The sequence below is a fragment of the Nonomuraea sp. NPDC050404 genome (assembly GCF_040655495.1).
GTDB lineage: Bacteria > Actinomycetota > Actinomycetes > Streptosporangiales > Streptosporangiaceae > Nonomuraea.
Genome location: NZ_JBFAKB010000002.1, coordinates 524,884 through 545,968 on the forward strand (window position 1 = coordinate 524,884; position 21,085 = coordinate 545,968).

22 protein-coding genes are annotated in these 21,085 nt (G+C 70.7%); 14 read left to right on the top strand and 8 right to left on the bottom strand.

The features are described from left to right. Window positions 1-15: 15 nt before the first annotated feature. The 4 genes from AB0I81_RS07610 (at window position 16) to AB0I81_RS07625 (ending at window position 4,005) form a co-directional block, all read left to right on the top strand. Window positions 16-588, top strand: a complete 573-nt coding sequence (locus AB0I81_RS07610; RefSeq protein WP_360651622.1) for a TetR/AcrR family transcriptional regulator — start codon at window positions 16-18, stop codon at window positions 586-588. Window positions 589-638: 50 nt separating this feature from the next. After that, window positions 639-1,838 (top strand): Cmx/CmrA family chloramphenicol efflux MFS transporter, encoded by a 1,200-nt coding sequence (locus tag AB0I81_RS07615; RefSeq protein WP_360651625.1) that lies wholly within the window; start codon window positions 639-641, stop codon window positions 1,836-1,838. Beyond that, on the top strand, window positions 1,835-2,650 hold the full coding sequence (locus tag AB0I81_RS07620) for an MOSC N-terminal beta barrel domain-containing protein (RefSeq protein WP_360651628.1): 816 nt from the start codon (window positions 1,835-1,837) through the stop codon (window positions 2,648-2,650). Before AB0I81_RS07615 ends, AB0I81_RS07620 begins: the two co-directional genes overlap by 4 nt. A 134-nt stretch (window positions 2,651-2,784) precedes the next feature. Next, the gene (locus AB0I81_RS07625) at window positions 2,785-4,005 is read left to right on the top strand and encodes an MFS transporter (RefSeq protein WP_360651631.1); all 1,221 of its coding nucleotides are present in this window, start codon (window positions 2,785-2,787) and stop codon (window positions 4,003-4,005) included. Here AB0I81_RS07625 and AB0I81_RS07630 read toward each other — a convergent pair whose 3' ends face one another. Both AB0I81_RS07630 and AB0I81_RS07635 read right to left on the bottom strand, forming a co-directional pair. Next, a complete protein-coding gene (locus AB0I81_RS07630; protein ID WP_360652043.1) occupies window positions 4,006-5,565 on the bottom strand; it encodes a bifunctional 3'-5' exonuclease/DNA polymerase in 1,560 nt (519 codons plus the stop codon). A gap of 57 nt (window positions 5,566-5,622) precedes the next feature. Next, complete coding sequence (locus AB0I81_RS07635) at window positions 5,623-6,816, bottom strand: metallophosphoesterase (RefSeq protein WP_360651634.1); 1,194 nt, start codon at window positions 6,814-6,816, stop codon at window positions 5,623-5,625. 428 nt (window positions 6,817-7,244) lie between these two features. Between AB0I81_RS07635 and AB0I81_RS07640 the strand changes: the two genes are divergently transcribed. Next, window positions 7,245-7,658: a hypothetical protein gene (locus AB0I81_RS07640; protein ID WP_360651637.1), complete on the top strand. Its 414-nt coding sequence runs from the start codon at window positions 7,245-7,247 to the stop codon at window positions 7,656-7,658. 100 nt (window positions 7,659-7,758) lie between these two features. Here the strand turns inward: AB0I81_RS07640 and AB0I81_RS07645 are convergent, their stop codons facing one another. Next, the gene (locus AB0I81_RS07645; protein WP_360652046.1) at window positions 7,759-9,480 is read right to left on the bottom strand and encodes an FAD-binding oxidoreductase; all 1,722 of its coding nucleotides are present in this window, start codon (window positions 9,478-9,480) and stop codon (window positions 7,759-7,761) included. Window positions 9,481-9,511: 31 nt separating this feature from the next. On the opposite strand from AB0I81_RS07645, the gene AB0I81_RS07650 reads away from it, so the two are divergent. From AB0I81_RS07650 to AB0I81_RS07665, 4 genes are all read left to right on the top strand, one after another. After that, window positions 9,512-10,021: a helix-turn-helix domain-containing protein gene (locus tag AB0I81_RS07650; RefSeq protein ID WP_360651640.1), complete on the top strand. Its 510-nt coding sequence runs from the start codon at window positions 9,512-9,514 to the stop codon at window positions 10,019-10,021. Next, complete coding sequence (locus AB0I81_RS07655) at window positions 10,014-11,510, top strand: glycerol-3-phosphate dehydrogenase/oxidase (protein ID WP_360651643.1); 1,497 nt, start codon at window positions 10,014-10,016, stop codon at window positions 11,508-11,510. The genes AB0I81_RS07650 and AB0I81_RS07655 overlap by 8 nt, the downstream gene beginning before the upstream one ends. A gap of 104 nt (window positions 11,511-11,614) precedes the next feature. Beyond that, the gene (locus AB0I81_RS07660; RefSeq protein WP_360651646.1) at window positions 11,615-12,484 is read left to right on the top strand and encodes a sucrase ferredoxin; all 870 of its coding nucleotides are present in this window, start codon (window positions 11,615-11,617) and stop codon (window positions 12,482-12,484) included. 100 nt (window positions 12,485-12,584) lie between these two features. Then, window positions 12,585-12,896: a WhiB family transcriptional regulator gene (locus AB0I81_RS07665; protein ID WP_125634885.1), complete on the top strand. Its 312-nt coding sequence runs from the start codon at window positions 12,585-12,587 to the stop codon at window positions 12,894-12,896. Window positions 12,897-13,018: 122 nt separating this feature from the next. Here AB0I81_RS07665 and AB0I81_RS07670 read toward each other — a convergent pair whose 3' ends face one another. Next, window positions 13,019-13,429 (bottom strand): NUDIX domain-containing protein, encoded by a 411-nt coding sequence (locus tag AB0I81_RS07670; RefSeq protein WP_360651651.1) that lies wholly within the window; start codon window positions 13,427-13,429, stop codon window positions 13,019-13,021. A 94-nt stretch (window positions 13,430-13,523) separates the two neighbouring features. Here AB0I81_RS07670 and AB0I81_RS07675 point away from each other — a divergent pair, with 94 nt between their 5' ends. Together AB0I81_RS07675 and AB0I81_RS07680 are read left to right on the top strand one after the other, a co-directional pair. Continuing rightward, window positions 13,524-14,720, top strand: a complete 1,197-nt coding sequence (locus AB0I81_RS07675; RefSeq protein WP_360651654.1) for an esterase-like activity of phytase family protein — start codon at window positions 13,524-13,526, stop codon at window positions 14,718-14,720. Between the two features lie 172 nt (window positions 14,721-14,892). Further along, complete coding sequence (locus AB0I81_RS07680; protein WP_360651657.1) at window positions 14,893-15,549, top strand: maleylpyruvate isomerase N-terminal domain-containing protein; 657 nt, start codon at window positions 14,893-14,895, stop codon at window positions 15,547-15,549. Between the two features lie 35 nt (window positions 15,550-15,584). Here AB0I81_RS07680 and AB0I81_RS07685 read toward each other — a convergent pair whose 3' ends face one another. Both AB0I81_RS07685 and AB0I81_RS07690 read right to left on the bottom strand, forming a co-directional pair. Continuing rightward, on the bottom strand, window positions 15,585-15,818 hold the full coding sequence (locus AB0I81_RS07685; RefSeq protein WP_360651660.1) for a DUF397 domain-containing protein: 234 nt from the start codon (window positions 15,816-15,818) through the stop codon (window positions 15,585-15,587). 136 nt (window positions 15,819-15,954) lie between these two features. After that, a complete protein-coding gene (locus AB0I81_RS07690) occupies window positions 15,955-16,836 on the bottom strand; it encodes a helix-turn-helix transcriptional regulator (protein WP_360651663.1) in 882 nt (293 codons plus the stop codon). Window positions 16,837-16,965: 129 nt separating this feature from the next. Here AB0I81_RS07690 and AB0I81_RS07695 point away from each other — a divergent pair, with 129 nt between their 5' ends. Continuing rightward, window positions 16,966-17,439: an ATP-binding protein gene (locus tag AB0I81_RS07695; RefSeq protein WP_360651666.1), complete on the top strand. Its 474-nt coding sequence runs from the start codon at window positions 16,966-16,968 to the stop codon at window positions 17,437-17,439. A 90-nt stretch (window positions 17,440-17,529) separates the two neighbouring features. Here the strand turns inward: AB0I81_RS07695 and AB0I81_RS07700 are convergent, their stop codons facing one another. Next, window positions 17,530-18,156, bottom strand: a complete 627-nt coding sequence (locus AB0I81_RS07700; RefSeq protein ID WP_360651669.1) for a phosphoribosyltransferase family protein — start codon at window positions 18,154-18,156, stop codon at window positions 17,530-17,532. 65 nt (window positions 18,157-18,221) lie between these two features. Continuing rightward, window positions 18,222-19,319, bottom strand: coding sequence for a ribosome small subunit-dependent GTPase A (rsgA, locus tag AB0I81_RS07705; protein WP_360651672.1), 1,098 nt, complete (start codon window positions 19,317-19,319; stop codon window positions 18,222-18,224). Between the two features lie 355 nt (window positions 19,320-19,674). Here rsgA and AB0I81_RS07710 point away from each other — a divergent pair, with 355 nt between their 5' ends. Both AB0I81_RS07710 and AB0I81_RS07715 read left to right on the top strand, forming a co-directional pair. Further along, entirely contained in the window at window positions 19,675-20,163 is a 489-nt protein-coding gene (locus AB0I81_RS07710; RefSeq protein ID WP_360652049.1) for a sigma-70 family RNA polymerase sigma factor, read from the top strand. After that, complete coding sequence (locus tag AB0I81_RS07715) at window positions 20,160-20,894, top strand: zf-HC2 domain-containing protein (protein WP_360651674.1); 735 nt, start codon at window positions 20,160-20,162, stop codon at window positions 20,892-20,894. Before AB0I81_RS07710 ends, AB0I81_RS07715 begins: the two co-directional genes overlap by 4 nt. Window positions 20,895-21,085: the final 191 nt, after the last annotated feature.

A 21,085-nucleotide genomic window follows, 5' to 3' on the forward strand; every position in this document is an offset into this window, starting at 1 on the left:
TGTAGCGTGGCCGTCATGGCGCGACCGAGGAAGTTCGAGGAGGACCGGGCGGTCGAGGCGGCCATGCGCGCGTTCTGGGACGCGGGCTACGAGGCCACCTCGACGCAGGACCTGTGCACCGCGACGGGCCTGGGCCGCAGCAGCATCTACAACACCTTCACCAGCAAGCACGACCTGTTCGAGCGATCGCTGCGGCACTACATGGACGAGCGCACCGCGCGGACCGCCGACCTCATGGAGCGCGAGCTGCCGATCAGGGAGAAGATCAGGACCGTGCTGTGGTGGGCGGTCGAGCCCGACCCCGACGACCCCGTCGGCTGCCTGGTGGTGAACGCGCTGGTCGAGCTGGGCCCGCGCGACGCCGAGATCGCCGAGGTGCTGCGCCGCGACCAGGACAGGCGGATCGAGATCCTGAGGACCGCGATCGAGGCGGCGCGCTGCCGCGGCGAGCTCGGCGCGGACAAGGACCCGCTGGCCCTGGCCCACTTCGTGGCCGCCACGATCAGCGGCCTGCGGGTGGCCGCCCGCGGCGGGTCCGGCCGGGCCGCCCTCGAATCGATCGCGACCACCGCGCTGGGCGTCTTCTGATTTTTTCGCGCCCTCATTTTGAACCGATCAATCCAAAAAGGAGTGTCGCCATGCCTTTGGCGATTTACATACTGGGACTTGCGATCTTCGCTCAGGGCACCTCCGAGCTGATGCTGGCGGGCCTGCTCCCCGAGATGGCCAAGGACCTCGGGGTGTCCGTGCCGGACGTGGGCCTGCTGATCTCGGCGTTCGCGATCGGGATGCTGGTGGGCGCGCCGGTGCTGGCCGCCTTCACCTCGCGGCTGCCCCGCCGTACGGTGCTGCTGGCCTTTCTCGCCGTCTTCGTCCTGTCGCACGTCGCGGGGGCGCTGACCGACAGCTACGGCCTGTTGTTCGCCACCCGCGTGGTCGGAGCCTTCGTGTACGCGGGCTTCTGGGCCGTGGCCGCCGCCACCGCGATCGGCCTGGTGCCCGTCACCGCCCGCGCCAGGGCGATGAGCGTGCTGGTGGGCGGCCTGACCATCGCCACCATCGTCGGCCTGGCCGCGGGCACGCTGATCGGCCAGCACTTCGGCTGGCGGGCCGCGTTCTGGGCGGTCGCCGTGTTGTCGGCGCTGGTCGGGATCGCCGTGTACACCACCATCCCCGCCGGGCGCCCCGGCCCCGACGCCGCGCCGAGCCTGTCCACCGAACTGCGCGCCATGACCCGCCCCGCCCTCTGGCTCGCCTACGGCACCACCGCGCTGACCACGGGCGCGCTGCTGGCCACCTTCAGCTACCTGAGCCCGCTGCTCACCGACGTCACCGGCCTGGACGAGGTCTGGGTGCCGGCCGTGCTCGGCCTGTACGGGGTCGGCTCGCTGCTCGGCATCACCATCGGCGGCAGGATCGCCGACGCCCGGCCGTTCCCGCTCCTGTTCACCGGGGTCGCCGGACTCATCCTGACCTCCGTGGCCCTGGCCGTGTCCGCGTCCGTCGCCGTCCTGGCCATCCCGCTGATCTTCCTGCTCGGCGCGTTCGGCTTCAGCACCAACCCCGCACTGAACGCCCGCCCCTTCTCCCTGGCCAGGAACGCCCCCACGATGGCCGCCGCCATGAGCACCGCCTCCTTCAACGTCGGCATCACCGTGGGGCCCTGGCTGGGCGGCCTGACCATCGGCGCGGGCCTGGGCTACACCTCCGTCGCCTGGGTGGGAGCCGCGATCGGTGTGCTGGGCCTGGGAGCCGTCGCGCTCTCCGCCGCACTGCAGCGCAGGGCCCCGGCTGCGCGGGAAACGGCTGATATCGGTGAGATACCGTCTCCCGTATGAAGCTGGCGAGCATCTCCTACTACCCGGTCAAATCCACCGCCGGGCACGACGTCACCGAGGCCGAGGTACAGCCGTGGGGGCTGGCGGGCGACCGGCGTTACATGATCGTGAACGCGGGCGGCGGCGTGCTCACCGCCCGCGAGGAGCCCCGCCTGCTGGCCTGCGTGGCTCTGCTCGACCGGAACACGCTCACGCTGACGGGCCCGCACGCCGCGCCGCTCACGGTCGTCCCCACGACCGGCACGTCCACGGTGCAGGTGGGACGCACCCCCGTGGAGCTCACCGACTGCGGCGACGCCGCGGCCGAATGGCTGAGCGGGCTGGCGGGGCGGCCGGTCAGGCTCAAGTGGCTCGACGACCCCACCCGGCGCCCGGTCAACCCCGACTACGGCCGGCCGGAGGACCGGGTGAGCCTGGCCGACGGCTACCCCCTGCTGCTCACCACGACCGCCTCGCTCGCCCGGCTCAACGACTGGATCGTGGAGACGGCTCTGGAACGCGGTGAGGAGCCGGCCGGGCCGCTGCCCATGAGCCGGTTCAGGCCGAACGTGGTGATCGATGGGGTGGCGGAGCCGTTCGCCGAGGACGAGTGGAAACGGCTGCGCGTCGGCGAGGTGGAGCTCCGGGTCAGCAAAGGTTGCGATCGTTGCGTGCTCACCACCATTGACACGGCCACCTACACCAAGGGCAAGGAGCCGATCAGGACGCTTTCGCGCCATCGCAGGCGCGATGGCAAGGTCTGGTTCGGCATCAATCTCATCCCGGACGCCCCCGGGCGAATCGCGGTGGGCGATCCCGTCGTCGTGCTCTGAAGAATTGACCGGGAAAATCCGTCTTTCCCGATCTAAATAGCGCACAGTCCCCTTTGGGGCGATGTTAGTGGTTATGCGAGACTTCACGCGTGACCAGTGCCCCCACAAAGCCCGCTGTCTCGTCCTCTGACCGATTGAGAAAGGTCCAGCGCCGCACCCTGATGGTCCTGTCGGCGGCGCAGATCGTGGGCGGTGTGGGGGTGGCCGTCGGGCTGGCGCTCAGCTCCGTCGTCGTGGACGAGCTGTCGGGCTCGACGGTGATCAGCGGCTTCGCCGGCACGGCCACCGTCCTGGGCGCGGCGCTCCTGGCGCTGCCGACCGCCAGGGCGTCGGCCTCGGGCGGCCGCCGCGCCGGGCTGTCACTGGCGTACGTGGCGGCGCTGACGGGCTGCGCGATCTCGGTGCTGGCCATCAGCCTGGGTTCGTGGCCGCTGCTGCTGGGCGGCCTGGTGCTGGTCGGCGGCGGCAGCGCGGGCGGCCTGGCGGCCCGCTACTCGGCGACCGACCTGGCCCCGAAGGAGCGCTCGGCCCGGCATCTGTCGCTGGTCGTCTGGGCCACCACCATCGGCTCGGTGGCCGGGCCCAACCTGGCCGAGCCCACCGACCGGATCGGCATGGAGCTCGGGATGGCGGAGAAGGCGGGGCCGTTCGCGTTCGCGGCGCTGGCCTTCGCCCTGGCCCTGGTCGTCGTCGTCGGCTTCCTGCGGCCCGACCCGCTCAAGCTGGCCCGTGAGGCCGACGGCGCGCGGGCGCCGGAGCAGGGCCGCACCCGTACGATCCGCAGCGCCTGGCAGACCCTGCGCACGACCCCGATGGCCCGCCGCGCCCTGGTCATGATCGCCGTCAGCCACACGGCGATGGTGTCCATCATGTCCATGACCCCCGTCAAACTGCACCACGACGGCTCGAACCTGGACGTCATCGGCATCGTGATCAGCCTGCACATCGCCGGCATGTACGTCATGTCGCCGGTCGTGGGCTGGCTGGCCGACAAGGCGGGCAAGCTGCCGGTGCTGGTGCTCGGCTCCGCGCTGCTGCTCAGCGCCTCCGCCCTGGCGGGCACGGCCGGGCACCGGGTGGGACAGGTGACGGCGGCGCTGATCCTGCTCGGCCTCGGCTGGTCCTGCGGGCTGGTGGCCGGCTCGGCGCTGGTCACGGAGTCGGTGCCGATCGAGCGGCGGCCCGCCGTACAGGGTCTGTCGGACCTGCTGATGAACGTCTGCGGCGCGACCGGCACGATCATCGCCGGCGCGATCGTGGGCCTGCTGGGCTACGGCGTCCTCGGCCTGGTGGTCGGCGTCATGGTCGCGCTGTGCGGCCTCTGGCTGACCGCGATCTGGCGCCGTACCCTCTGATCATTTGGCGTCGGAGTAGGACTTGACCGCCACCGCCTCCATCGGGAAGCGCACCGGCGTCTGCCCGAACAGCAGCCTGCTGGCCTCGGCCGCCGACTCCGTGACGGCCGCGATCACCTCGTCGGCCTGCTCCTGCGGGCAGTGCACCATCACCTCGTCGTGCTGGAAGAACACCAGCCGCGCCGGCTCGGGCAACCGTCCCCGCAACACCGCGAGCAGCGCCAGCGCCCACTCCGCCGCCGTCCCCTGCACCACGAAGTTGCGGGTGAAGCGCCCACGGTCCCTGACCGCCCGCACGCCTTCGGGACCCGACGCCAGCTCCTTCCACCGCGCCGACGGGGGCGGGCTGGTGCGCCCGAGCCAGGAGCGCACGAGCCGCCCCTCCTCCCCCGCCTTGGCCGCGTCCTCCACGAACTGGTAGGCCTTGGGGAAGCGCTGCCGCATCACGGCCAGCAGTTTGGAGGCGTCGCCGCTGGTGCCGCCGTACATGGCGGACAACATGGCGATCTTGGCGTTGTCGCGCTCGCCGCCGAACGACTGCGCCAGCGCGGAGTACAGGTCGATCTCCCCCGCGGCCCTGGCCAGCCCTCCGTCGCCGGCCATCGCGGCCAGCACCCGCGGCTCCAGCTGCGCCGCGTCGGCCACGATCAGCACCCATCCGTCGTCGGCCACGACCACCCGCCGCATCACCTTGGGGATCTGCAGCGCCCCGCCGCCGTTGGTGGCCCACCGCCCGGACACCACCCCGCCCACCACGTATTCGGGACGGAACCGCCCACCGCGCACCCACTGGTCGGCCCACACCCACCCGTGGAAGCTGAACAGCCTGGCCAGCTCCTTGTAGGCGAGCAGCGGCGGCACCGCCGGATGGTCGATCCGCTTCAGCTCCCACGACCTGGTCGTCTTCAGCGCCACCCCCGCGCCCTTGAACGCCTTGACGAGCTGCTGCACCGAATCGGGGTTGACCGGATGCCCGAACGCGGCGGCCACCTCGTCGGCCAGCACCTGCAGCTTGGCCGGGCGCATGCCGTGCACGGGGCGCGGCCCGAGCATCTCGGTGAGCAGCGCGTCGTGCACGTCCCTGCGCCACGGCATGCCGTCGTAGGCCATCTCGGCCGCCACCAGCGCGCCCGCCGACTCCGCCGCCACCAGCAGCCGGAAGCGGCCCGGCTCGGGCAGCCCGGCGATCCGCCGGAGCTGGTCGGCCAGCACCTCGGCGACCGCCTCCGCGCCGAGCGGCTCGGGCGCGAACAACGTGCCGGGCGCGCTCGGCTGCTCCTCCGGCACCGGCAGGCCGTGCAGCCTGGCGTGCGCGGCCCTGGCCGAGCGGGGCTCGCCGTAGCGGCCCTCGTAGGCCAGCAGCAGCCCCTCGGTCAGCGCGAGGTCGTGGCAGCGCGCGACCCGCACACCCCGCTCCAGCAGGGGCGGGTACGCCTCCCGCGCGTCGGCCCACACCCACCGCGGCCCCTGCGAGCCCTCCAGCTCACGCACCGCCCCGGCCAGGTCGGCGGGACGGCTCGCCGTGCCCCCGGCCGGCAGCACCGTCTCCCCAGCCACCACGACATACACGGGGTCAAGAGTGCCAAACGCCGCCGACAAAACCCGGCACCGGGTGGATCAGGTCAGCTTGATGCGCACCTCGTCCTCCAGCGGCGGCTCCAGTTCCTGCCCCAGGCACCCGGTGGCCGCGAAGCACCGCAGGGCCACCTCCCCCGGCGTCACCGTGACGTGCAGGAACTGCTTGAAGAACGGCGGCGTGTCCCAGTCGGACAACTCGGACAGGAAGCGGTGGAACACCCGGTCCACCGGCAGCCGGAACGGCCACGGCCAGGCCCCCAGCAGCCGCGCCGCCCACCTCATCCGCCGGGTGATCTCGACGGGGCCAGCCGGGGTCCTGACCGGCTCGTTCTTGATGTGCATGGAGGTGATGCAGGAAGCCTCGGACGGCGTCAGGTAGAGCCACTTCATCCGCAGCCGCTTGGCGTAGAGCTGGCTGTAGAAGGACAACGAGTCACCGCGCAGCGGATAGCACCTGAAGTCGTCCTCGTGCACCTCCGCCACGTTCACCCGCTGGATGGTGTGGGTGGCGTGCATGAAGGCCCCGCCGCCGCCCGACACGACGTACTGGATCACCCGGTCGCCCACCTTGACCGGATAGCGCTGGTAGTTGTGCACATCGCCGCCGATGGCCGCGACGTACCGGTGCGCCGGGTCCCGCACGATGTCGTCGATCGTCCCGCCGCCCTCCAGCGGCGACGGCTTGTACGCGTTCGCGGTGTAGATCGGCTTGCCCGTCACGAGGATCTTGGGCCGGGGGTCGAGCGACACCCGGCGCAACCATTCGGTCTGGGCCCTGTCGATGGTGTTCCTGATGCCGGTGTCCACGCCCACGAGGAGCAGGCTGTCGCTCTCGATCACCCAGTACGGCCCCGGCTGCGTCGCCTGCTGCGACGGCCTGCCCCGCATCTGACGCGCCTCGGCCAGCCGCGCCTCGTCGATGGTCTCCGGCTTGCGCCACAGCAGCCCGCGCAGTCCCCGGTCCGGCTTCGGCTTGAGCGGCGGCGCGTCGCAGAAGACCCGCATGAAGCCGCCGAGCCCGTCGTACCAGTCGTGGTTGCCGGGGATGGCGTAGATCGGGGCGTCGTAGTCCTTGTACGGGCGGAAGAACTTGTCCCCGTACTCGTTGCCGGACCCCGTCGGATAGATCACGTCGCTGGCGACGATGGCGAACGACGTGTCCTCGCCCAGCTTCAACATCCCCGGGACGACGGCGTACTGGGAGGCGTCCCCCTCCCCCGTGTCACCGAGCAACAGGAAACTGAAATTTCCCTCGACAGTTGGCTTGATGCGATTTTCCTGGTCAATCCCGCGCGCCTGCTGAGCTTCCACCCATCGCGCCCGGACCTCTCCCGACGGGTCACCGAACAGTCCCGCCAGGATCTCGTTGCGCGAGAGCCAGAGTGTTCTTAAATTCAGCCAGCTGAAACCCTGTTTATTGGGCCTGAGCTGCGCGAACGTGCCGATTTGCGAGCAGGCCCAGCCCGCGCCCTCCTCTGAGACCCGGGAGGAAAGTTGCTTTCCCCGTTCAGCCGCGACTTCCACCATGACCACATCTTTACCAACATCTCCCTTTTGTGCATCCCGAACGCTCCGTACCGCCGGGAACACGGAAGGTTCGCAATGGTGTAATCTCACCCCCCAAGCAAGCGGTTGGGACCGCCACCGAAGGGGAGGCTCCCATGATCCGTAACAGCCCCGACGACGCGACTCGCGACGGAGCCTCCGCCGTGAAGGCCGTCGAGGGCCTGCTCGCCCTCGCGCAGTCCCGCCCGCGCTGGGCTGTGAGCGCCGCGCTCGGCAACGCGGGCGACGCGATCGCGAGGAGCCGGGAGCTTGTGGCGGCGTCGCCGGGCGAGCACGCCGCACTGCTCGCCAGGTGCCTGCGCACGACCGCGAAACTGCAGATGGAGCGGGGCAGGGCCATGGCGGCGCTGCCCCTGGCACAGGAGGCGGTGGCGCTCACCCGCTCGGTCGGCGGCGGCGAGCTGGTGGTCTCGCTGGGCCGCCTGGCACAGGTACAGGAGGCCCTGCACCGCTACGGCGAGGCCGCGAGCACCTACGCCGAGGCGGAGAAGCTGGCTTCGGCCGACTGAGCCGAGAAACTCGCTTCGGGGACTTAGCCGAGGCCGGGAAGCTCGCTTCGGTTGAGCCGTGCCCGCCCGAGGGCCTCACTCGCGGACAGGCTCGCTCAGGTCACCGCCCGGGGATGAGCACGCCGGGGTTGAGTATTCCGGCGGGGTCGAGTTCGGCTTTGACCGCGCGGAGAATTCCCGCTCCCACCGGCCCGATCTCGGCGCCGTAGGCGTCGCGGTGGTCGCGGCCCACGCCGTGGTGGTGCGTGATCGTGCCGCCCGCCTCGACGATGGCCGCGTTCACCGCCGACTTGGCCCGCTCCCACTGGGCCACCGGGTCGGCGTCCTGCGGGGTGACGACGGTGAAGTAGAGCGAGGCGCCGGTCTCGTACACGTGGGAGATGTGGCACATGACCAGCGGCGAGCCGAGCGCGCCGAGCAGGGCCAGCCGCACCGCGCCGTAGACCCTGGGCAGGTTCGACCAGAATCCGGCCGTTTCCAGCGTCTCGACCGTGGCCCCCGCGGCGAGCAACGAGTCGCGCAGGTACGGCGCGGAGAAACGGCCGTGCTCCCACGCCGCGCCCGGCTCGGGACCGAGCGGCTCACCACCCATCCGCGCCAGCACGGCGGAGGCGGACGCGTGCCGGGCCCCCACCATCGCACCCTCATAACCGGCGATCAGCAGACAACCGGACCCGCTGTCACCCGCACCGCCGGACCCACCCGAGCCACCGGAGCCGTCCCCGCCACCGGACCGGCCTTCGCCCTCGCCCCCGGACCCCCCGGACCCCCCGGCCCCCCCGGAGCCGCCGGAGCCGCCGGAGCCGATCGTGTCCGGCTTGGCCAGGCCGATCATCGTCTCGGTCTCGTCCGACAGCCGCAGCACCGCCGGCAGCGGACCGTCCTGGGCGAGCGCCCGCATGGCCGCGGAACCGGCCGCGAACGACGCGAACCGCCACCCTTCGTACCGGCGCTCGACGGGAGCCCTGCGCACCCGCAGCCGCAACGACGTGATGACGCCGAACGCGCCCTCCGAGCCGAGGACGAGCTGGCGCAGGTCGGGCCCGGCCGCCGACTTGGGGGCGCGGCCGAGTTCCAGGGTGCCCGACGGGGTGGCCAGGGTCAGGCCGACGACCATGTCGTCGAAACGGCCGTATCCCGCCGAGGCCTGGCCGCTGGAGCGAGCGGCGGCGAAACCGCCGAGCGTGGCGTACTCGAAGGACTGGGGGAAGTGCCCGAGGGTCAGCCCGTGCCCGGCCAGCAGCCGCTCGGCTTCGGGAGCCCGCATGCCCGGCTCGAACTCGGCCGTCATCGACTCCACGTCCACCGACCGCAGCCGATCGAGCCGCCCCAGGTCCAGCGCGATCACCCCGGCGAACCTCACACTCCCGGCATCCGCCCCACTCCCAACCACGGCTCCCGCGCGTTCCGGGGCCAGGCCGCCCACCACCGAGGTGCCGCCGCCGAAGGGCACGACCACGATCCGCTCGCGCGAGCACAGCCGCAGCAGCTCGGCCACCTCCTCGTGCGAGCCGGGCAGCACCACGGCGTCGGGCGCGGCCGAGCCGTCGCCCCCGCGCATGCGCAGCAGGTCGGGGGTGGACTTGCCGCGCGTGTGCCGCACGCGGGCCTCGTGCCCGGTCAGCACGTGCCCGGCGCCGACGACCTCGGCCAGCGCGCCGAGCAGCGGCTCACCCAGGGCGACCGGCGGGAGCCGTACCGACTCAAGGGAGACCGCGGGGGTGGCGGGCGCGCGCACGCCGAGCAGGTCGCGCAGCAGCACCCGGATGCTCTCGGGCAGCTCACGGGCCTTGGCGGGGTCGCCCCACCCCGACCACGACATCGGTTCTCCAGTCACGTTTACACTGTGACACATGACGTCGATTCGTCACAATGAGAGCGTGCTGGACGCGGCACTCGACTGCGTGCTGGCCTACGGGGTGCGCAGGACGACGCTCACGGAGGTGGCGCGCAGGGCGGGGGTGTCGCGGATGACCCTCTACCGCCGCTGGCCCGACGTGCGCACGCTGGTGGCCGATCTGATGACCAGGGAATGGGTACGGGTGATCGAGGGGCTGGACCTGTCGGACCCGGTGCGCGCGGTCGTGGCGGGCGTGCGCGGCCTGCGCGCTCACCCGCTGTGGCACAAGATCGTGCAGGCGGATCCGGACCTGCTCATGCCGTACCTGATCGACCGGCGCGGCGCCGGCCACGACGCGATCCTGGAGGTGCTGGAACGTACGGTCGGCGACCGGCGCAAGGCAAGGGCGGTGCTGCTGGTCGCCCAGTCGTTCCTGGTGTCCGCCCCGACCATGCTCGACCCCGTCACGCTCGACGAACTCGACGCCGAACTCGCGACCCTGCTGGAGGGCTACCTTGGATGACTCGCTGAACGCCGCCAGACGCTCCCGCGAGTTGCGCGCGGTCGCCGAGGAGCGGGTGGACGTGCTGGTGGTGGGGATCGGCGCGACCGGGGCTGGCGCCGCGCTCGACGCCGCTTCCCGGGGATTGAGCGTAGCGGCGATCGACGCGCACGACCTGGCTTTCGGCACCTCCAGATGGAGTTCCAAGATGGTGCACGGCGGCCTGCGCTACCTGGCCAAGGGGCAGGTGGGCGTGGCCTACGAGAGCGCGGTCGAGCGCGGCATCCTGCTGCGCAGGACGGCTCCGCACCTGGTCAGGGCGCATCCGTACGTGCTGCCGCTGACCCCGGCCGTCTCGCGGCGGCAGGCGGCGCTGATCATGAGCGGCTACCGGCTCGGCGACGGGCTGCGGGCCGCCGCCCGCACGCCGCGCCGCCTGCTGCCGGGCCCCGCGCGGCTGAACGCGGCCCGCGCGCACACCCTCGCACCCGTGCTGCGCGAGGAGGGGCTGCGCGGCGCGCTGCTGTCGTGGGACGGGCGGCTGCTCGACGACGCCCGCCTGGTGGTGGCCATCGCCAGGACGGCCGCCGGGCACGGGGCCCGGGTGCTGACCCGGTGCCGGGCGCTGCGGCTGACGGGACACGGGGCCGAGGTACGCGACGAGCTGACGGGCGAGGAGTTCACGATCCGCGCCAAGGTGGTGATCAACGCGACCGGGGTGTGGGCCGGCACGCTGTATCCGCAGGTGAAGCTGCGCCCCTCGCGCGGCGCCCACCTCGTGCTGGAGCCCGGGACGCTGCCGGGGCTGATCGCGGGCATGCACGTGCCCATTCCCGGCGAGAGCAACCGGTTCGCGCTCATACTGCCCCAGCAGGACGGCCGCATCTACGTCGGCCTCACGGACGAACCGGTGGACGGGCCGGTGCCGGATGTGCCGGAGGCGACCGACGAGGACGTCAGAACGCTCCTGGAGGTGCTGAACGGGGTTCTTGAGTCCCCAGTGACCAAAGAGGCGGTTGCGGGCGCGTACGCGGGCCTCAGGCCGCTTCTGGCGGCCGACGGCAGGACGGCCGACCTGTCCCGTGAGCACGCGGTGCTCACCGAGGGCGGGATCGTGACCGTGGTGGGCGGCAAACTGACGACATATCGGCGCATGGCCCAGGACGCGGTGGATCGAGCGGTCTCGGAGGGGAAACTCCGGGCCGGGCGGTGCCGTACGCGGAAGATCCCGCTCGTGGGGGCGGGCCCGCGGCCGTCCGGGGTGCCGCAGCGCCTGGCCGAGCGGTACGGCTCCGAGGCCGCGGCGGCGCTGGAGCTCGTCGAGTCGCACCCGGCGGAGGTCGGGCTCGGGCTCACCGAGGGGGATCTGCTCTGGTCCGTCCTGCACGAGGGGGCCCTCGACGAGGGCGACCTGCTGGACAGGCGGACCAGGATCGGCCTGGTCAAGCGGGACAGGGAGCGGGCGCTGCCCGCGACACGCGACGTACTGGACCAAATCCCGCACGCCTAAACCTGCCGATCCGTTAGATTAGGCTTACCTAACAAGCGGATCGGGAAGGGGTACGTGCGTTGGCAAGGGGCTGCGAGCATCCGGCCGGGTGTCACACCGGAGAGGTGCCCACATTGGCCAGCGCCACGGTGGGGGCCCGCGTGTGGCTGCTCATCGAATACACCGGAGCATGGCCCTCGCGCCTGGAAAACTTCGAACTTCCCGCAAAAATCTCAGAACTCGTCCGCCGGGCGCTGGAACGCGGTATCAGGCCCCAGCTCATCCGCCGCCCCGGAAAGCGCACCCGCCCACGGGAGCAGGGAATCCGTGTGCTAGTGGCCTACGCCGCAGGTGATCGCCCGTGGGTGGCCGGCGGCGTCATCGCAGGTCCTGACGATCTTGACCTGGACGCGCTCGTGGCCGGAGTGGTCCCGGAGTCCTGCATACTTGAGGACGAGCCGGTATTTCTGGTCTGCACGCACGCCAAGCGCAATGCGTGTTGCGCCCGCATTGGACTACCCCTCGCTCGGTCCCTGGCCGAAATCTTGCCGGACAGAGTGTGGGAAACGTCACATGTTGGCGGCGATCGCTACGCCGCCAACCTCGTGTGCTTGCCACACGGAATTTTCTACGGCAGCATGTCTCAGGCTGCTGCATCGGCAGCGGCTAACGCGTACCGGTCGGGCGAGATCATTCTCGACCGTTACCGGGGACGCGCAGGCATCCCTGAGCCATTGCAGGCCGCTGAGCACTTCGCCCGAGCCCATACGGGAGAGTGTTCTGTCGGCGCGGTGGCCGTGGAATCCTCCAGGACGGACGGCGACGTCACCGAAGCGATTGTGCGCTGCGGGGACGTCCGGCTCCAGGTTGTGATCGAGCCATCGGTGTTCACAGCACCGTGTGGTACGGCTTGCGCCGAGAAGATCACTACCTACCGGCTGGTTTCGCTGGACAGGCTCACGCCTGTGCGGTACGCCACGCCCGCTCTCGCCTGAACAGGGAACATCACGGCCCGAACTTGCGTTGGAACAGTGACGCCATAAGCGTCCAATGCGGCTCATACACCGAAATACCTCTCACGAAGGTGGTTTTCTCATGTCTCAGGTACGTCGGCAGCTCGCCCGCCCGCGCCCCAGCTGGGGTTGGCAGGATGATGCCGCGTGCCGGGGTGAGGACCTCGTGCTCTTCTTCGGCCCCGATGGGGAGCGGCAGCCCGAGCGTGACGTACGAGAGCGGAAGGCCAAGGCGATCTGCGCCGGATGCCCCGTCCGCAACGAGTGCCTTGACTACGCGCTGTCCCGGCCCGAGAAGTACGGCACGTGGGGCGGTCTGAACGAGGACGAGCGCGCCAGCGAGCGTCGCCGTCGCATGCGCCGCGCGGCCAGCGCCGGCATCTCCGCAGCCTGACTCACCCGGCAGCGAGCATCATCGCGTGATCATGCAGTTGTCCCGATGAACCGGAGCCTGGCCATCCATGCCCAGTCTCCGGCGAACCCGGTCGGGACAACTGCCTGATCAGGCACACAACGTCAAACGTGGTCCCCCGGCCCGCCCGAACCACCGGCGAGCAGGGGGACCACGTGATTTCGCACCGCGGGAGCCAGCCGCGGCCCGAACTCGTCACGCCCGTCCGTCCAGCCGAGCGCAGCCAGCTCGGCGGCCGGCTCGGGGCGTCCGTCCAGCCTGCCGGTGAAGACCGTCATGCGCATGGGCACCCCCTCCAGCGCCGCCACGTCCTCCACCTCGCCCAGCAGGGCCAGGTCCAGCGGGCGCACCCCCAGCTCCTCCCGCAACTCGCGCGCGAGCGTCTCCTCGGCCGACTCCCCCGGCTCCGGCTTGCCCCCCGGCAGGTAGAAAACGTCGGGAGCGGCGTTCTTGCTCACGACGAGCAACCGCCCTCGATCGACCACGGCCATGGCGACCACCTGCATCACAGTCATACCGGTCAGCGTAGGGCCAGGCCGACACCCGGCTGTCATCACATGTTGCCGTCCGTTCGGAATCGCGTCATTTGCCCGCCCTAACGTGCCCGTCATGAAACGCATCGCCATCCTGATGTGCGCGGGCGCGCTGACCGCCGGTCTGACGGCCGTCCCCGCGACCGCCGACCCCGGCCGGGACGCCTTCGGCCGGGCCACGCTGACCGGGTTCGCCTCCCTGCCCGCCCTGACCTTCGTCCCCGGCAGCGAGGCGTCCGGGTCGCTGCTCGGCACGGCGCCCGTCAACGGCGTCACCCCGCCCTTCAGCGGCCAGCCCGTGCAGGGCTTCAGCGGCATCGTGCGCCGCCACGACGGCACCTTCGACGTGCTGTCGGACAACGGGTTCGGCAACAAGAGGAACAGCTCGGACTTCCTGCTGCGGATCCACCGCATCAAGCCGGACTTCAAGGACAAGTCCGTCAAGCTGCTCGGCGGCTTCAACCTGACCGACCCGCGCGGCCTGGTGCCCTTCCCGCTCACCCGGGAGGACCGCACGCTGACCGGCTCCGACTTCGACGTCGAGTCGATCGTGCGCACGGCGGACGGCACGTACTGGGTCGGCGACGAGTTCGGCCCCTTCCTGCTGCACTTCGACAGCAGGGGCCGCCTGATGCGGGCCCCCGTCGCGCTGCCCGGCGTCAAGGCGCCCGAGAACCCCGACCTGAACGGCGAACAGCCGAACCTGGGCTCCAGCAAGGGCTTCGAGGGCATGGCCAGGGCCGTGGACGGCCGCCGCCTGTACCCGCTGCTGGAGGGCACGGTCAGCGGCGACCCCGCGGGCACGCTGCGCATGTACGAGTACGACCTGCGCAAGCGGGCCTACACCGAGCGCCGGTGGACGTACAAGCTGGACGACCCCGCGCACGCCATCGGCGACGCCATCGCCGTCGACAGGAACCGGTTCCTGATCATCGAGCGGGACAACCTCGAAGGTGACGCCGCCAAGGTCAAGCGGATCTACCTGGCCGACACGCGCGACAAGGACCGCGACGGCGCGCTCGACAAGACCCTGGTCGCCGACCTGCTCGACCTCGCCGACCCGCGCGGGCTCGGGGGCGAGCCCGGCACGTTCAGGTTCCCGTTCCAGACGATCGAGGACGTGGTCATCCTCGACGACCGCACGCTGGGCGTGCTGGACGACAACAACTTCCCCTTCTCGAACGGGCGCACGCCGGGCAAGCCGGACAACAACGAGTTCATCACCGTACGCCTGACGCGCGGCCTCAAGGCCGACCCCCGCGTCTACCGCTGACCCCCTGGACGGCCGCCGGCCCCTGCGACCGGCGGCCGTACGCACGGACCACCCGCTACGGGCACGGACCGCCCGGTGCGATCGCGGGCCGCCTGTCGCGGCTGGGTGCGACCGGCCCGGCCCTGGCGCGGATTTGTCGGATTTGTCGGGGCCCGTCGGTAGGGTTCCTGCCATGTCAGCACCTCAGCAGCCCGCACCCGTGACCGCCGACGATCTCGATGAGGTCGTACGGCTCGCCGTCGAGACTCTCCGGCAGGCCGCCGATCCCGCGGCCTGGGACGCTCCGGCGGGCTCCCTCGAATGGACCTGCTGGGAGACCGCCGAGCACCTGGCCGACGACCTGTTCGCCTACGCGGTGGGACTCGGCCTCACCACGCCGCCGCTCGACGTCTACGTGCCCTTCGCGATGGAAAGCCGCAGGCCGGGCGGCCCGGAGAACTCGGTGCACGCCGACCGCGCGGCGGGCGTCACCGGCTTGATACAGGTGCTGCAGTCGAGCGGCGCGCTGCTGGCCGCGGTGGTACGCACGGCGCCACCGCACGCCCGCGCCCACCACGGCTTCGGGCCCGCCGACGCGTCGGCCTCGGCGGCCATGGGCCTCGTCGAGACCCTCGTCCACGTGCACGACCTGACCGAAGGGCTCGGCCTGACCTGGGACCCGCCCGCCGACGTATGCGCGCGGGTGTTGTCACGGATCTTCCCCGACGCCCCGTCCGGCAACGACCCCTGGCCGACCCTGCTGTGGGCCACCGGGCGCGCCGAACTTCCCGGCCGTCCGCGCCTTACGCGGTGGCGCTGGCACAACGAGCTCCCGTCACAGCAGTCGTGACCGAAACCCTTCGCCAGGCCGACCGTAAAGACGGGTCAGTTGATGAGGTCGTCGAATTCGCCGTCCTTGGCCCCTAGGACGAACGCGGTGATCTCGGCCGGCGTGTAGACCAGCGCCGGACCTTCGGGAAAACGTGAGTTACGCATGGCGATCTCCCCCGTGGGCAGGTTCGCGACTTCGACGCAGTTGCCGTTGGGGTTGCTCCGCTTGCTCTTGCGCCAGACGACGGGAAGGCGGCCGGCGGGGGTTCCGTTCAGGAACTCGTGCATGGGGGCAGCTCCTCGCGATCTTACGGATGCACGTGCATCCGCGTTTGCGAGCTGACAATACGGCAGCAAGAAGTGCTCCATATACCGGACGACCAAAAATCCCGGTATGGAGTGGATCACAGGGGAGATCGGCGACTTATCCGGAGATGAGCCGTTCCAGGAAGCGCCTGGTCGCCTTCGGCTCCTCCGCCTGGATGCTCAGCCGGTCCATGACCTCCATGTAGTGGTCGGAATCGGCGGTCTTGTCCAGGTAGAGGGCGCTGGTGAGCTGCTCCATGTACACGACGTCGGGCAGCTCACGCTCGGGAAAGCGCAGGATGCTGAAGGGCCCGCCGGCCGCCGCGTGACCGCCCCGGTCGAACGGCATGACCTGCACGGTGATGTTGCGCTCCGCGGTGACGTCGAGGAGGTGCGTGATCTGCTCGCGCATCACCTCGGGGCCGCCCAGCGTGCGGCGCACGACGGCCTCGTCGATCACGGCCCAGAGGGTCAGGCCGCTCTGCAGCCGCTCCTGCCGGGTCATCCGCAGCGCCACCCGGCGGTCCATGTCGGCTCTGGGCGCCTTCTCGTGGGCCAGTTCGATCACCGCCCTGGCGTAGGCGGAGGTCTGGAGCAGCCCGGGGACGAACTGGTTCTCATAGGTACGGATGCTGGACGCCGCGCCCTCCAGGCCGATGTAGACCTCGAACCAGGCGGGCAGCAGGTCGCCGTAGTTGTGCCACCAGCCGGGGGCGTTGGCCTGCTTGGCCAGGGCCAGCAGGGGGTCCCGCTCGGCCGGGTCGGTGACGCCGTACAGGGTCAGCAGGTCGGCCACGTCGCGCTGCTTGAAGCTGACCTGGCCGAGCTCCAACCGGCTGATCTTCGCATGAGATGCGCGAATCGAGTACCCGGCGTCCTCGCGCGAGATACCCTTTTCGGTACGGAGCCTGCGTAGTTGGGTCCCCAGCAGAATCCGCAGCACCGTCGGGCTTCCCGGCGAATAGCTGAGAAGCTTTCCCTCCGCGCTCTGTGCGCTCACTCCGCTGCTCCTAGGTCATCTGCACGTGCAGATGCGTTTCGCATCCGTAAACTACGAAAAGTCTTGCATCGGTAAGCACTCCCCGTAAAGATGGGCATTAGATCACCAGACCGCGCTTCGGGGGCCAGAATGACGACTTTCGACGCTCGGCCGCAAGCCGCCATCGGGGCCCGGCCACCACGATGGCTTTCCTCCATCCTGGTGGAGGGCCGTACCGGTGAGTGTGACGCGGTGTTCCCGTTCCATCAAGGCACCGCGCTGGAGCCCGCGTGCGTGGCCACGGCCCGGCGGTTCGTCGACCAGACTCTCACCGCCTGGGGCACGGTGGACCTGGCCTTCGACGCCCAGCTCGTGGTCTCTGAACTGGTGACCAACGCGATGCGGCACGGGGGCGGGGCCGCGCAGTTGCGGCTGCTGTCACATCAGGCCGAGCTCGCCTGCGTCGTGACCGACTACAGCAGGACCATCCCGGTCGCGGCCGCCCCGGACGTGTTCTCGGAGTACGGGCGCGGCCTGCGCCTGGTGGACGCCCTCTGCACGGCGTGGGGCTGGCTCTCACCCGGCGGCACCCGCAAACTCGTCTGGGCCATCATCGCCGCCTGACCCCCGGCCCAACCGCCCGAACCCGGCACAACCATCCAAGCCGGGCCCGACCGTTCAATCCCATCCGGCCGTTCAGGCCCGCACAGCCGATCAGTCCCGGCCCAGGAGGTGCAGGACGTCGGCGTCGCTGAGCTGGTTGAAACGTTCATACCACTGGCCGACCGCCCTGAAGTCGGTGGGCGTCCGCAACACCACCACCTCATCGGCCTCCTCCCGCATGGACCGGACGGTGGCGACGGCGCCGACCGGAACGGCCAGCGTCACCCTGGCGGGCTTGGCCGTGGCGACCGCCCTGAGCGCGGCGCGCGCGGTGCCGCCCGTGGCCAGTCCGTCGTCGGCCACGATCACCTCCCGGCCCTCGATCAGCGGCAGGGGGCGGTCGCCGCGGTAGGCGCGTACCCGGCGGACCAGTTCGCGCCGTTCGTGCTCCACCACGTCGGCGACGGACTCCGGCGTCAGGCCCAGCCGGCTCAGCAGCGGCAGGTCGAACACCGGTTCACCACCCTCGGCGATCGCCCCGACGCCCAGCTCGGGCGTCGGGGGATAGCCGATCTTCCTGGTCACGAGCACTTCGAGCTCGGCGTCGAGCCTGCGCGCGATGGGCACGGCCACGGCCACGCCGCCACGTGGCAGGGCGAGGATCACCGGGTCGCGCGCGTCCCGCAGCCGCTCGGCGAGCTGCGCCCCCGCGTCGGCCCGGTCTGCGAAAAGCTGCATGACCTGTGCCTACCCGCTTCACACGAAAGCTGACCCACACCCCGCCCGGCCCCGCCGGGCGGGGGTCAGGGGCGGTTGCGGCCGGAGCGGCGCATCTCCTTAGTGATCATCTTCCACTTGTTCTGCTGCTCCTTGCGCAGCCGGGCATCCGTCCTGGACGCCATCCACAGGGCCTCCCGCTGCAGCTTGCGCCAGCTCTCCAGGCGCCGCTCAGGCAGTTCGCCCCGCTCCAGGGCCGCCAGCACGGCGCACCCCGGCTCGCCGGTGTGCCCGCAGTCGCCGAAGCGGCACTGCTCGGCCAGCGACTCGATGTCGGAGAAGACCAGGTCGACGCCCTGGCCGATGTCGTAGAGGCCCACCCGGCGGATGCCGGGCGTGTCGATGATCAGGCCGCCACCCGGCAGCGGGATCAGCTCCCTGTGCACCGTGGTGTGCCGGCCACGGCCGTCCGCCGCGCGTACCTGCTGGGTCTCCATGACCTCTCCCCCGGCCAGCGCGTTGACCAGGGTGGACTTGCCGGCCCCCGACGGGCCGAGTATGACGGCCGTGCGGGAGCCTTCGAGGTAGCCGGCCACCAGCTTCACCCCCTCCCCGTGCAGGGAGGAGACGGCGTGCACGGCCACGCCGGGCGCGGCGAGGCGGACGTCGGCGAGCAGGTCGTCGAGGCCGTCCTCGAAGAGGTCGGACTTGGTGATGAGCACGACGGGCGTGCCGCCGGACTCCCAGGCGAGGGCGACGAGGCGCTCGATGCGGCCGAGGTCGGCGAAGTCGTTCGAGTGCATCGACGGCTCGGCCACGAAGACGAGGTCCACGTTGGCCGCGAGCACCTGGCCCTGGCCGTCGCCCGACAGCCCGCCGACCGAGTCGCGGCTGACGCCGCCCCGGACGAAGGCGGACGTACGGGGCAGTACCTCGTCGAGTTCGTAGCGGCCCTCTGCCAGCCACCTGAGCGCGACCCAGTCGCCGACGCACGGCAGCGCCACCGGGTCGGCGGCGGCGGCGCGGCGTACGTGGGCGCTGTATCTGGCCTGGTGCTGGCCGTCGGCCGCGATCACCTCGGCGGCGCCGCGGTCCACGCGGGAGACCCGGGCGGGAACGGTGTCAGCGGGCAGCTCGGCGACGCGGAAATCGGTCCAGCCGAGCAGCGAAAGATCCTGAGACAACGGAGTGAGACCTTTGATCGAGAAGGAGTGAAGAAAAGAGAACGGGCTGGTCAGACGAGCGCCCGGACCTGGACTGAGGACATGCCGAACACGGAGACCCGCATAGTCCTCACCTCCTCGATCAGTTACCTGAGTGACTCTACGCAGGGTGTCCCCCGCGATGCAATCGGATTATCTTCCCCGATTCGTTGAACCGGGCCCGGTCGACTGGCCGTACCACCTCCCGACGGACTGAGAAAGGGGAATGATGCGAATCAGCACGTATCCCCCGCCCTCGGCCGAGGGAGCCGCCCCGATGGGCAAGCCGCGCTTACGACACTGGATCCGGCGCGTACGCCCGGACGACGAGGTGGTCGTGTCCGCGCTCTACCGGGAATACCACAGGCCGCTGCTGGCCTTCGTGATCCGGCTGACCGCGGGCGATCGGCAGTGGGCGGAAGACGTGGTGCAGGAGACCATGATCCGGGCGTGGCGGAGTGCGGAGCGGCTGGACCCCGACTCGGTCTCGCTGATGCCCTGGCTCGCCACGGTCGCCAGACGTATCGTGATCGATGACCGGCGGCGCAGGGACGCCCGCCCCCAGGAATCGGGTGATGGACCGCTGGAGAGCATGCCCGTGCCCGACGAGATGGAGGGACTGCTGCACCAGGTGGTCGTATCCGAGGCGCTGAAGGCGTTGTCGCCGGCACATCGCGAGATCCTCAACGAGACGATCCTGCGGGACCGGTCGGTCAACGACGCCGCGGTCGCGCTCGGCATTCCCGTCGGCACCGTGAAGTCCCGTGTCTACTACGCAGTACGCGCGCTGCGGATCGCACTTGAGGAGAGGGGGGTGAAGGCGTGACTGCAAGAGTCGAGCACACAGACGTGGGCGCCTACGCGCTCGGACTGCTGGACGAAGACGACAGGATGGCCTTCGAGACCCACCTCCTCGGCTGCCCCACCTGCCGGTACGAACTGTCCGACCTGGCAGGCGTGGCCAGCGTGCTGAACGGGATCGGGCCCATCGAGGATGACGGCCCCCCTTCCCATGACCGCCAGGACGACGTGGTCGGCATGTTGCGGCGCAAGAAGGCGGCCGACAGGAAGACGCGCAGGGGCACGTTCGTGATCGGGATGGCGGCGGCGGTCACGCTGGTGGCGGGCGGGCTGACGATCGGCACGCAACTCGACGCCGGGGAGACGGCGCCACTGGCCCAGGGACACGGCGACCATGCCATGGGCGCGAACATGGGCCCGGCCGAGCAGTTCTACGCCGCGGGACGCCCCATCGAGGGCAAGGGCGTGGACGGGGTGACCGGCGGGCTCGTGGTGGAGTCGAAGGGCTGGGGCACGCACGCGGCGCTGAAGTTGTCCGGGGTGAAGGGGCCGCTGGAGTGCGAATTGGTCTCGGTCGCCAAGTCGGGCGATCGACGGGTGATGACCGGATGGTCCGTGCCTCCAGCCGGGTACGGAGTGCCGGGTTCCCCAGACCCGCTCTACATGCACGGCGGCAGCGCCACCCAGTTGGGGGACGTGGACCACTTCGAGGTGGTGACCTCGGCGGGCAGGAAGCTGCTGACCATCAAGACCTGACCGGCGACGTTGGACGAATGAGCCCTCCCCATCGCGGGAGGGCTTTTCGCGTGCTTTCGCGTGCACTCGGGCAGGTCAGAGGTTCTGTGGAAATTTACGCATTCGAGCGTTGAACCCGGGCGGCTCCCGGCGCGTACTGCTTGCCGTACCGACCGGAATATCGAGCCTTATACGAGGTTTCATCATGTCTT

Excerpts from the sequence above, each read along its gene's own strand:
- AB0I81_RS07615 (WP_360651625.1), top strand. The coding sequence starts at position 639 with ATGCCTTTGGCGATTTACATACTGGGACTTGCGATCTTCGCTCAGGGC.
- AB0I81_RS07665 (WP_125634885.1), top strand. The coding sequence starts at position 12,585 with ATGTCTCAGGTACGTCGGCAGCTCGCCCGCCCGCGCCCCAGCTGGGGT.
- AB0I81_RS07650 (WP_360651640.1), top strand. The coding sequence starts at position 9,512 with ATGACGTCGATTCGTCACAATGAGAGCGTGCTGGACGCGGCACTCGAC.
- AB0I81_RS07670 (WP_360651651.1), bottom strand. The coding sequence starts at position 13,429 with ATGACTGTGATGCAGGTGGTCGCCATGGCCGTGGTCGATCGAGGGCGG.
- AB0I81_RS07620 (WP_360651628.1), top strand. The coding sequence starts at position 1,835 with ATGAAGCTGGCGAGCATCTCCTACTACCCGGTCAAATCCACCGCCGGG.
- AB0I81_RS07645 (WP_360652046.1), bottom strand. The coding sequence starts at position 9,480 with ATGTCGTGGTCGGGGTGGGGCGACCCCGCCAAGGCCCGTGAGCTGCCC.
- AB0I81_RS07695 (WP_360651666.1), top strand. The coding sequence starts at position 16,966 with ATGACGACTTTCGACGCTCGGCCGCAAGCCGCCATCGGGGCCCGGCCA.
- AB0I81_RS07685 (WP_360651660.1), bottom strand. The coding sequence starts at position 15,818 with ATGCACGAGTTCCTGAACGGAACCCCCGCCGGCCGCCTTCCCGTCGTC.
- AB0I81_RS07675 (WP_360651654.1), top strand. The coding sequence starts at position 13,524 with ATGAAACGCATCGCCATCCTGATGTGCGCGGGCGCGCTGACCGCCGGT.
- AB0I81_RS07640 (WP_360651637.1), top strand. The coding sequence starts at position 7,245 with ATGATCCGTAACAGCCCCGACGACGCGACTCGCGACGGAGCCTCCGCC.
- AB0I81_RS07610 (WP_360651622.1), top strand. The coding sequence starts at position 16 with ATGGCGCGACCGAGGAAGTTCGAGGAGGACCGGGCGGTCGAGGCGGCC.
- AB0I81_RS07700 (WP_360651669.1), bottom strand. The coding sequence starts at position 18,156 with ATGCAGCTTTTCGCAGACCGGGCCGACGCGGGGGCGCAGCTCGCCGAG.
- AB0I81_RS07680 (WP_360651657.1), top strand. The coding sequence starts at position 14,893 with ATGTCAGCACCTCAGCAGCCCGCACCCGTGACCGCCGACGATCTCGAT.